7 protein-coding genes, 1 tRNA gene and 1 pseudogene are annotated in these 9,021 nt (G+C 41.8%); 1 reads left to right on the top strand and 8 read right to left on the bottom strand.

Translation table 11 applies throughout. From position 1 onward, the window contains the following. Positions 1-615: pseudogene (locus tag FTU91_RS07840) on the top strand (IS3-like element ISAba19 family transposase); the annotation flags it as partial. Position 616: 1 nt separating this feature from the next. On the opposite strand, the gene FTU91_RS07835 reads toward FTU91_RS07840, so the two are convergent. From FTU91_RS07835 to efp, 8 genes are all read right to left on the bottom strand, one after another. After that, positions 617-1,534 carry an integrase arm-type DNA-binding domain-containing protein gene (locus tag FTU91_RS07835; RefSeq protein WP_180081669.1) on the bottom strand — a complete coding sequence of 306 codons (918 nt, stop codon included), beginning with the start codon at positions 1,532-1,534 and terminating at the stop codon, positions 617-619. A gap of 180 nt (positions 1,535-1,714) precedes the next feature. Then, positions 1,715-1,791: transfer RNA gene (locus FTU91_RS07830), tRNA-Val, on the bottom strand. 31 nt (positions 1,792-1,822) lie between these two features. Then, on the bottom strand, positions 1,823-3,832 hold the full coding sequence (locus FTU91_RS07825; RefSeq protein WP_180081668.1) for a DUF3488 and transglutaminase-like domain-containing protein: 2,010 nt from the start codon (positions 3,830-3,832) through the stop codon (positions 1,823-1,825). Between the two features lie 3 nt (positions 3,833-3,835). Continuing rightward, a complete protein-coding gene (locus FTU91_RS07820; RefSeq protein WP_180081673.1) occupies positions 3,836-4,741 on the bottom strand; it encodes a DUF58 domain-containing protein in 906 nt (301 codons plus the stop codon). Between the two features lie 24 nt (positions 4,742-4,765). After that, positions 4,766-5,716: a MoxR family ATPase gene (locus tag FTU91_RS07815; protein ID WP_180043299.1), complete on the bottom strand. Its 951-nt coding sequence runs from the start codon at positions 5,714-5,716 to the stop codon at positions 4,766-4,768. Positions 5,717-5,824: 108 nt separating this feature from the next. Next, positions 5,825-6,127 carry a YbdD/YjiX family protein gene (locus FTU91_RS07810; protein ID WP_180043297.1) on the bottom strand — a complete coding sequence of 101 codons (303 nt, stop codon included), beginning with the start codon at positions 6,125-6,127 and terminating at the stop codon, positions 5,825-5,827. Continuing rightward, complete coding sequence (locus FTU91_RS07805; protein ID WP_086195644.1) at positions 6,124-8,229, bottom strand: carbon starvation CstA family protein; 2,106 nt, start codon at positions 8,227-8,229, stop codon at positions 6,124-6,126. The genes FTU91_RS07810 and FTU91_RS07805 overlap by 4 nt, the downstream gene beginning before the upstream one ends. Positions 8,230-8,402: 173 nt before the next feature. Then, on the bottom strand, positions 8,403-8,972 hold the full coding sequence (gene efp / locus FTU91_RS07800) for an elongation factor P (protein ID WP_086195645.1): 570 nt from the start codon (positions 8,970-8,972) through the stop codon (positions 8,403-8,405). Positions 8,973-9,021 lie beyond the last annotated feature (49 nt).

Below are 9,021 nucleotides of genomic sequence, written 5' to 3'. Positions count from 1 at the left end.
CAAGGTGTTTGGCGTGGTAAGAATAAACAAACCACCCGTAGCCGAGATGATCAAAAAAGAGCAGATGATTTAGTGAAACGTAATTTTACTGCTGATCATCCAAACCAACTATGGGTCGGTGACTTTACGTATATTCAAACTCATTCAGGCTGGGTCTATACCGCATTTGTTATTGATGTGTTTTCACGTTCGATTGTTGGCTGGAAAGTATCAACACGTATGAATACAGATATGGTGCTTGATGCGCTGGAGCAAGCATTGCATGACCGAGGTATGCCAAAGAATGTGATTCATCATTCCGATAGAGGTGTTCAATATCTTTCTATTCGCTATACCAATCGTTTAGAAGCAGCAAATTTACGAGCATCAGTCGGTACGACTGGTGATTCATACGATAATGCTTTGGCTGAAACAGTGAATGGGTTATACAAAACAGAGGTGATTGAATATTTAAAAGCAGATTGGCAAGGTTTAGCGGATGTACAACTTGCGACATTAAATTGGGTAGATTGGTTCAATAAAAAGCGTGTACATAGTGCACTCGGTTATGTATCGCCTTTTGAGTTTGAAGCAATGTACTATGATAAGATTAACCCGTTAGGTCAGGTGGCCTAACTTAAATAAAAAGTCTCCGACAAACCCGGTACGGCTCATGCAATAAACAGATGCTCTGTTTTGATAAAGGAATTGCATGTGGAATATTATTTTTCATTATGGACGCAGGCCTAATCCACACTGCCTCATCAAAATCAAACTGATCCCAAGTAGCAAGCCTCAATTCAGATGGTCTTGGAAACATTAGTATCATTAACTCTAAACCAATTACTATTTCTCTGACTGGGTATTGTCTAATTTTCATAATTAATTCAGGCAATTCATCATAAGAAACAAAATTCATGTTTCCTTTTTTATACGGATCTAAATACTCATTTATTCCTTCCAACGGATTTGAGGTTACTTTGTTCTGAAATTTAGCCAAATCGTATGCACCACGGCAATATGAAGTTAACTTCTCAACTTGGTTGTAAATTTCGAATTTCTTCTGAAGCCCCTTGAAAAAATCAAGCCAATCTTTTGGGGTAATCTCATTAAAATTTCTTTCTCCAAAATTTGGAAAAATATGTTTCTCTAATGATTTTATAGCTTTCTTAAAAGTCACCTCATTCCATCTTTTTTTTCTGGTTTCGATCCAGTCTTGCAGTAAATATTTAAATTTCAATTCTTCAAGATCAATCTTTTCTTTAAGAATTCTTTTTTTTGTTTTTATTTCTTCTCCATTGGATTTTCTTAAAGTAATTTCCATAGCTTTTTCCCTTGCCCCAACAGCAGATGTTTCTGGGTAAGATCCTAGTCCAAGCCAAGTCCATTTGTTTTCGTTAGTTTTATATCTTAGTTGCCATGATTTTTTTCCACTTGTTTGAACACGGAAATATAAATTATTACTATCTTTCTCCCTATATTCTTTTTCTTCTGGCTCTAAAGCTTCTAAAACAGTATCTGCTAGAGGTCGTCTTTTAATATCAAATCTTTTCATTTCTGTACCTTGTATCCCAATATGGAAAATATTATTGGGATACATCAATGGATACAAGATGGCTAATTATATGGGTAGTTATGAGCAGTTATGAGTGGGTAAGAAATTAATGTAAATTATTGTAATACATAAAAAAACCACTCATGAAAGTATATGAAATATCATGAGTGGTTAATATATTGGTAGGTATAAGCAGACTCGAACTGCTGACCTCTACGATGTCAACGTAGCGCTCTAACCAACTGAGCTATACACCTAAGTGCTGTGAATCATATTCACTTTTATTTTTTAAGACAAGTGCTTTCTATTATTTTTTAAAGTATTTGCACATGTTTTAAGCATTTTTCTAAATTGCTTTATTTGCTGGTGATTTTGCATTAAAGAATAGTGCTGTTGCTGATAATGCTGTGCTGTTTGAGTAAATATCTGTTGCTGATCCTGTTCTGCCCGTTCAGCCAAACGAAGCATCCAGCTATAAAAAGTTTCTGCAGGCTGCTTGCGCAAGTTGAATTCCAATTGTTTAGAAAATTGTTGAATGGCACGCTCATAAGCTGAAACCGACCGACTGCTTCGATAAAAAATCCAGATAAAATAAACCGCCACCACCAGCAGAATACTCAATAACATGATGATACTGCTGGCATAAGCATTTTTAATACCCAGCGTGGACAACCAGCCTTGCTGCTTTTCGGCATCATAGCCCACCACCTTGCTTTGCCATTGATAACTCGCATAATCACTCCAGATTCTCAGGTTTTTCATCACTGCAAACTGGCGATATCTCCATTTCTGTTCTTTATTGCCCAAAATACTGCGATCACTTTCAATATAATTTTGCATTCCCCCATCTATGCGTTGTGGCGCGATAATCGCTGTAGGATCGATTCTTTGCCATTTTCCATGCAATAAAACTTCGGTCCATGCATGTGCATCGAGCTGTCGCACCTCCCAGCTGGCTCGATCAGGGGCAAGTTGTCCACCCTGATAACCCACTACTACACGTGCAGGTATGCCGACATAACGCATAAGCAAAGCAAAACTTGAGGCATAATGTTCGCAAAAACCACGACGTGATTGAAACAGAAATTCATCTATCCGGTTTTCTCCCAGCAAGCCGGGATTCAAGGTGTAAGCAAAACCATTATTTTTATACCACTGCAAAATATTGCTGACATAACGTTCAGGTTGCTGTCCACTCCGCTTGAACATCTCAAATGCAAACTGGCGTGATTGCTCATCCAAGTGCTCTGGAATTTTGGTATTGATCTGTTGCAAAAATCCTGTTTTATATAAAGTCTGTTCTTGCGACTGAGCATTGCCCAGCCATCGCAATACAATCGGCTGATTCTGCAAAATTTGTCGTACCGGCGTAATACGGCCATCCTGTTTTAACTGATAGTTCTGTTGTAATGGTCGCGATTGTTCTAGTCCCATCACCCACATCACATGAGGATCAGCAGCTAAATACTGATAATTAAAACTGTATTTTCCGTTCTTTAGATTTTGAATTGCGACCGGTTTTTCATTGACAAAACTGCTGGTCCAGGTTTTACCGTCATACTGGTCTAAAACCATCGCTCGCCAATATAAATCATTGCGGTCTGGTAATTGATGCATATCGCCAATAATTCGAAATGCCAGACTGCTTGACTGCGATAACTCGGCAATATCCCCTGGTGACATGCTGTCACTCATCCCAGTGACACTTTTTTGTACCGGGATCGGAATCGCCCAAAGTGGTGGCAAGCGCGGGAAAAACACAAACAGTAGGATAAAAAAAGGCAAAGCCAGAATCAGGAATTTAGCCACATGTTTGGCATCACTTTGCCATGCACCGGATGAATTTTGCAATTGTCTAAATTCATGGGTCTGTAAACGGTACAGGCCGATCAGGCAACTGAGTAAACAGAGCAGCACCATCAGTGCCATCCAGATGGACTGGCTAAATAAAAATGAACTGGCACTAACAAACATGGCAAAATTAAACAGGATAATGACATCACGTTTATTCTTGCTTTCCAGCGCCTTAGCAAATAAAAAAGTAGATAAAACGGCAACGCCAGCTTCTATACCAATAAAAGTTTGATAGTTAAAATAAATTGCAGCCAAAGCAACTAAAGTCAGCACAAAGGTCCACACTCTGGATAAAGCCTTGGACTGATCTTTTAAGCTATAAAATAAAAAAAAGATAATTAGGGCAAAAATAAGGCTCAATACCAGCGGATTAAAAATAACCTGTGCCATCAGTATCAATAACAGGGTCATCAGTATCGAGGTTCTGATCTGTGTATCAATCATGATTTAAGCCTGCGCCAAAAGTTTTTTGGCCTGTAATAACTGGCTGTTACCCAAACCTGCAGCCAGTTCAGCTTGCGGTAAAAAAACTGCATATGCACACTGTATTTGCTCACATTGTTCAATTAAGCCCATCATGAGGCTCAGTTTTTCTTCATGCTGAGTACTCGGCATATTGTGATAATGAATTTCAATATTCGGCTGCTCATTGTGCTGTTCAAATACCTTGATATATAAACCTTGTCCACGTGCTGCCTGCTTCCATGACACCGCTTGCAAGCTATCTCCAGCCTTGAAATTACGCAGTTCACGGAATTCATCCATATCCGGCTCAAAACTGTGCTGATGCTGCTTGTTTTCTGCAGGATAAAAAGCCGCTTTAGGGGCCACCCATGAATATTCTTTCAAGTAAAAATAGGTCCAGGCCCGCACCAGCCCAAAAGGATAAACTGAATAGACCTGAAGGGTTGGATAATCAAACCTCCCTCTTTTTTCAGTAAAAAATGACAAGGTCATGTTTTGCTTCAATTCTGAAATGAATATTTTTTCCAAATGCTGGCTAGTTTTAACCCACAAATAACGCGGCTGCTTTTGCGCTTGCTGAAAATGGAGTTGAAAATCCAGTTGATGGCCCACCTGCCCAACTTCATTGACTGAAACCTCAAGCTTGAGCCCATGCAGCTGCTTAAAAGTTAAATAAAAGCTGATACATAAAATGGCACTGACCAGAAAGCAAAAACCCAGAATCAGGTTGTTGGCATAATTTACCCCGGCAATAAACGTCAGCAAAATCAACACCAGATACAGGTATCCCTGCTGATAGATAAAAATCAGAATGTCTTTTTGCGAGAGCTGTTTGATTTTTTTAAACTGGAAGCGTTTCGCTAACCATTTGTGCCACGGCTGGGTCAAAAGTGTAGTCAAGTCAATCACCCTTTAGCTGATCTGGACTTGCTGCATCAGCTGCAAGGTTTCTGCTTCGCTTAGGCCAATACGATGCGACACCACGGCAGCAAACACCGCTTGCACATCATCTGGAGTCACATAACTACGCTGTTCAATAAAGGCGTGCGCCTGAGCTGCTTTTTTCAAGGCTAATAATCCGCGGGTCGATAAACCATGCGGGCTTTTACGGGTCTCAGCAGCCAGATCCAGTAGATAATCCAGCACTGCATCGACAATATAAACTTGCGTCACTAGCTGCTGAATTGTCAAAATTTCCTCTTCATTAAAGACGTGTTGCAAGGTTGAAATCAAGGCATAGCGGGAATCTTGCTGTAATAGCAGTTTTTCTGCAGAACGTGATGGATAGCCTAGTGACAAACGCATCAAAAAACGGTCGAGCTGCGATTCGGGCAGACTATAAGTTCCACTCTGAAACAACGGATTTTGCGTAGCGATGACCCAAAAAGGTCGCGGTAAATCATAACGTACCCCATCTACCGTCACCTGGCCTTCTTCCATCGCTTCCAGCAAAGCACTTTGCGTTTTTGGACTACAGCGGTTAATTTCATCAGCCAGCAAAATTTGGGTAAAAATAGGTCCCTGCTTGAACTCAAACTGATGCTCTTTCTGGTTAAACATGTTCACCCCAATCACATCACTGGCAAGCATGTCATTGGTAAACTGAATACGCTGGAACTTCAATCCGGCAATATGCGACAAGGCACTGGACAAGGTGGTTTTACCCAGCCCCGGCAAATCTTCAAACAGCACATGTCCACCGGATAGCAAACAACATAAAGCCAGTTTGGTTTGCTGCTCTTTATCCAAAATAATCCGATTGATTTGAGTCAGGAATGCCTGAATTTTTTCAGCAAAAAATTCTACCTGAAAATTCAGCTCTTGTTGTGCTAGCGTGAGTTCCTGTTTTTGAACTTTATTCATACCCCAAATCACACTCTTTCCCCAATAAAAAACGGTGCATGATTAACATACACCGTTTTGTTGTTTTTCCAAATAAATCAGAAGATTTCAGACAAACATATCTTCAGGCTAGCAGGGACATTTTTTCATTCCACCGCCTGCGCTTGGATAACGTGAATCCACACAGTGACGGTAAAATGTTTTGGCATCCATGGGGGTTAAATCGGCATGATGTTTTGCCATATGCGCCAAATAGGTCTGATAGTCCGGCACCCCCACCATCAGGCGAAAGCTTTGCTGCAGGCGTTGCCAAATGAGCTGAATGGTTTTAATGCCATTTAGCATCAAAAACTGTTTTGGTTGAGCCAATACCGTAAACTTGATAATTTTGCCCAGTGCCAGTTTTTGACGAATTTGATCTTTTAGACTCATTTCACCTCTCCTGCCACTTCATTTGAGCTAATCTCATCACTGTAAATGGCTTCAGATTCATGCACAGTCGGATTTGGATTTGCCAATGCGCGGCGAATGACACCAATCGCAGCAAACAGCATCACCACCGCCACAATCATGAAGAAACCGCACAGTACTGCATTAATCTGATTGGAGAACACAATCGTTTGCATTTCAGCAATGTCTTTGGCTGGCTTTAAGATTTCTCCACGAGCAATGGCATCAGAGAAACGGTTGGCCTGTGCCAGAAAACCAATTTTCGGATTTTCATGGAAGATTTTTTGCCAGCCAGCAGTCATACAGGTAATGAACAGGAAAATGGTGGGAACAATCGTGATCCAAACATATTTTTCTTTCTTCATTTTGAACAGAATGACTGTGCCTAAAATCAGTGCCATAGCCGCCAGCATTTGGTTACCAATACCGAATAGTGGCCATAAGCTGTTAATTCCACCGAGCGGATCAATCACACCTTGATAAACGAAGAAACCCCAGCCTGCAACAGCGACTGCGGTACCCAACAAATTACCAAAGAAATTGTGCGATTGTTTCACCGCAGGAATTACAATACCGACAGTATCCTGAACCATGAAACGGCAAGCACGTGTACCGGCATCTACCGCTGTTAAAATAAACAATGCTTCAAACAGGATGGCAAAGTGATACCAGAACGCCATCATGGAACGGTTATTGAAAATTTCCGTAATAATGTGCGCCATACCAATGGCAAATGTTGGGGCACCACCGGTACGCGATAGAATTGAACTCTCACCCACTTCCTGAGCAAGCAGAGTCAAGGCTTCAGGTGTCACCACAAAGCCTAAAGTACGTACCGCTTCTGCCGCACTTTCCACCGTTGTACCGAGGACCGCAGCAGGTGCGTTAATTGCGAAATATACACCAGGCTCAAGAATGGTGGCGCAAATCATTGCCATAACCGCAACAAACGATTCCATCAACATGCCGCCATAACCGATCACACGAATATCCACTTCGTTATTAACCAGTTTAGGTGTCGTACCTGAAGAAACCAGGGCATGGAAACCGGAAATGGCACCGCAGGCAATGGTAATGAACAGGAACGGGAACATCGAACCGGCAAAGACAGGACCTGTACCATCCACGAAATGCGTTACCGCCGGCATTTTCATTTCAGGCAATGCCACCATAATGCCCACGGCCAGACCGGCAATCACGCCAATCTTCAAGAAGGTAGACAAGTAATCACGTGGCGCGAGCAGCAACCAGACCGGTAATGCAGAAGCAATGAAACCATAAGTGATCAGACACCAGGTCAACTGCGTACCTGAAAGGGTAAAGATGGGCCCCCAGTACGGATCAGCTGCCACATTACCGCCATAGACAATCGCCAGCATCATCAGCACAAAACCGATGATTGAAACCTCGGCAATTTTTCCCGGACGGATATAACGCATATATACGCCCATAAACAAGGCGATTGGAATAGTGGCTGAAATGGTGAATACACCCCATGGACTGTTGGTTAGGGCTTTTACCACCACCAAGGCAAGCACAGCAAGAATAATGATCATGACGCCTAATGCACCCAGCATCACAATGATACCGGCAAAAGAACCAAGCTCCTGCTTTGCCATTTCACCCAGTGATCGTCCATCACGGCGGGTCGAAATAAACAGGACTAAAAAATCCTGCACAGCGCCTGCAAGTACAACACCGACCAGCAACCAGATGGTTCCTGGCAGGTAGCCCATTTGTGCCGCAAGAATTGGTCCGACTAAAGGCCCGGCACCGGCAATGGCTGCAAAGTGGTGTCCAAACAAGACATATTTATTGGTCGGCACATAATCCAGACCATCTGCCAGACGATGAGCGGGGGTTAAACGTCTGGCATTGAGTTCAAAAACTTTATTGGCAATAAATAAGCTATAGAAGCGATAAGCGATGCTATAGACACAGATGGCAGCTAAAACCAGCCAAACTGCATTGACATGCTCACCTCTGCTGATTGCAAGTATCCCAAAGGACACCGCACCTAGAACTGCCACCAGAAGCCACACTATTTTGGAAGTTATTGATAACTTCGGTTGAATCGTTTCCATGTAAAGCCCTCATATCTAATGCATAAATCAGCCTTCATTTTTTATTGTTCGGTATACTGCTGTTTTTTCCCTTGCGACTGTACTCCTCATATTTTGCTTTTCATCTAATACTTTGGCATAAAAAAAGGGATGATTTTGATCATCCCTTTCGATAATAGTCTATTTTAAAACCATTATGCACGTTCTAAATAGTCACCCGTACGAGTATCTACACGAACACTTTCTTCTTGCTGTACGAATAATGGTACACGAACAACAGCACCAGTTTCGAGTTTAGCCGGTTTGCCGCCGCCGCCAGAAGTATCGCCACGTACGCCTGGATCAGTTTCCACGATTTTCAATACGACGAAGTTTGGTGCACTTACTGTCAATGGAACGCCATTGAATAACATAATGGTACAAAGTTCGTTAGAATCGTCTTTTAACCATTTTGCAGCATCACCCATTGCAGTTTTGTCTGCAGTAATCTGTTCAAAAGTTTCAGGATCCATGAAGTTCCACATTTCACCATCGTTGTACAAGTAGTTCATTTCTACTTCCACGATGTCCGCTGCTTCTAAAGAGTCACCCGATTTAAAAGTTTTTTCTAAAACTTTACCTGTTTTAAGGTTACGAAGTTTTACACGGTTGAATGCTTGACCTTTACCAGGTTTTACATATTCATTTTCCATGATTGAACATGGGTTGCCGTCAAGCATTACTTTAAGGCCTTGCTTAAAGTCATTTGTAGAATAATTGGCCATGAAAGGCTCGCTCCAAACTTACTAACTTAAATCTATTAATGCTAGACTA

Source organism: Acinetobacter sp. YH12201, from assembly GCF_013418145.1.
Taxonomy (GTDB): Bacteria; Pseudomonadota; Gammaproteobacteria; order Pseudomonadales; family Moraxellaceae; genus Acinetobacter.
Note: the sequence above shows the minus strand (reverse complement) of the source record. Positions and strands in the feature narration are given on the sequence as shown.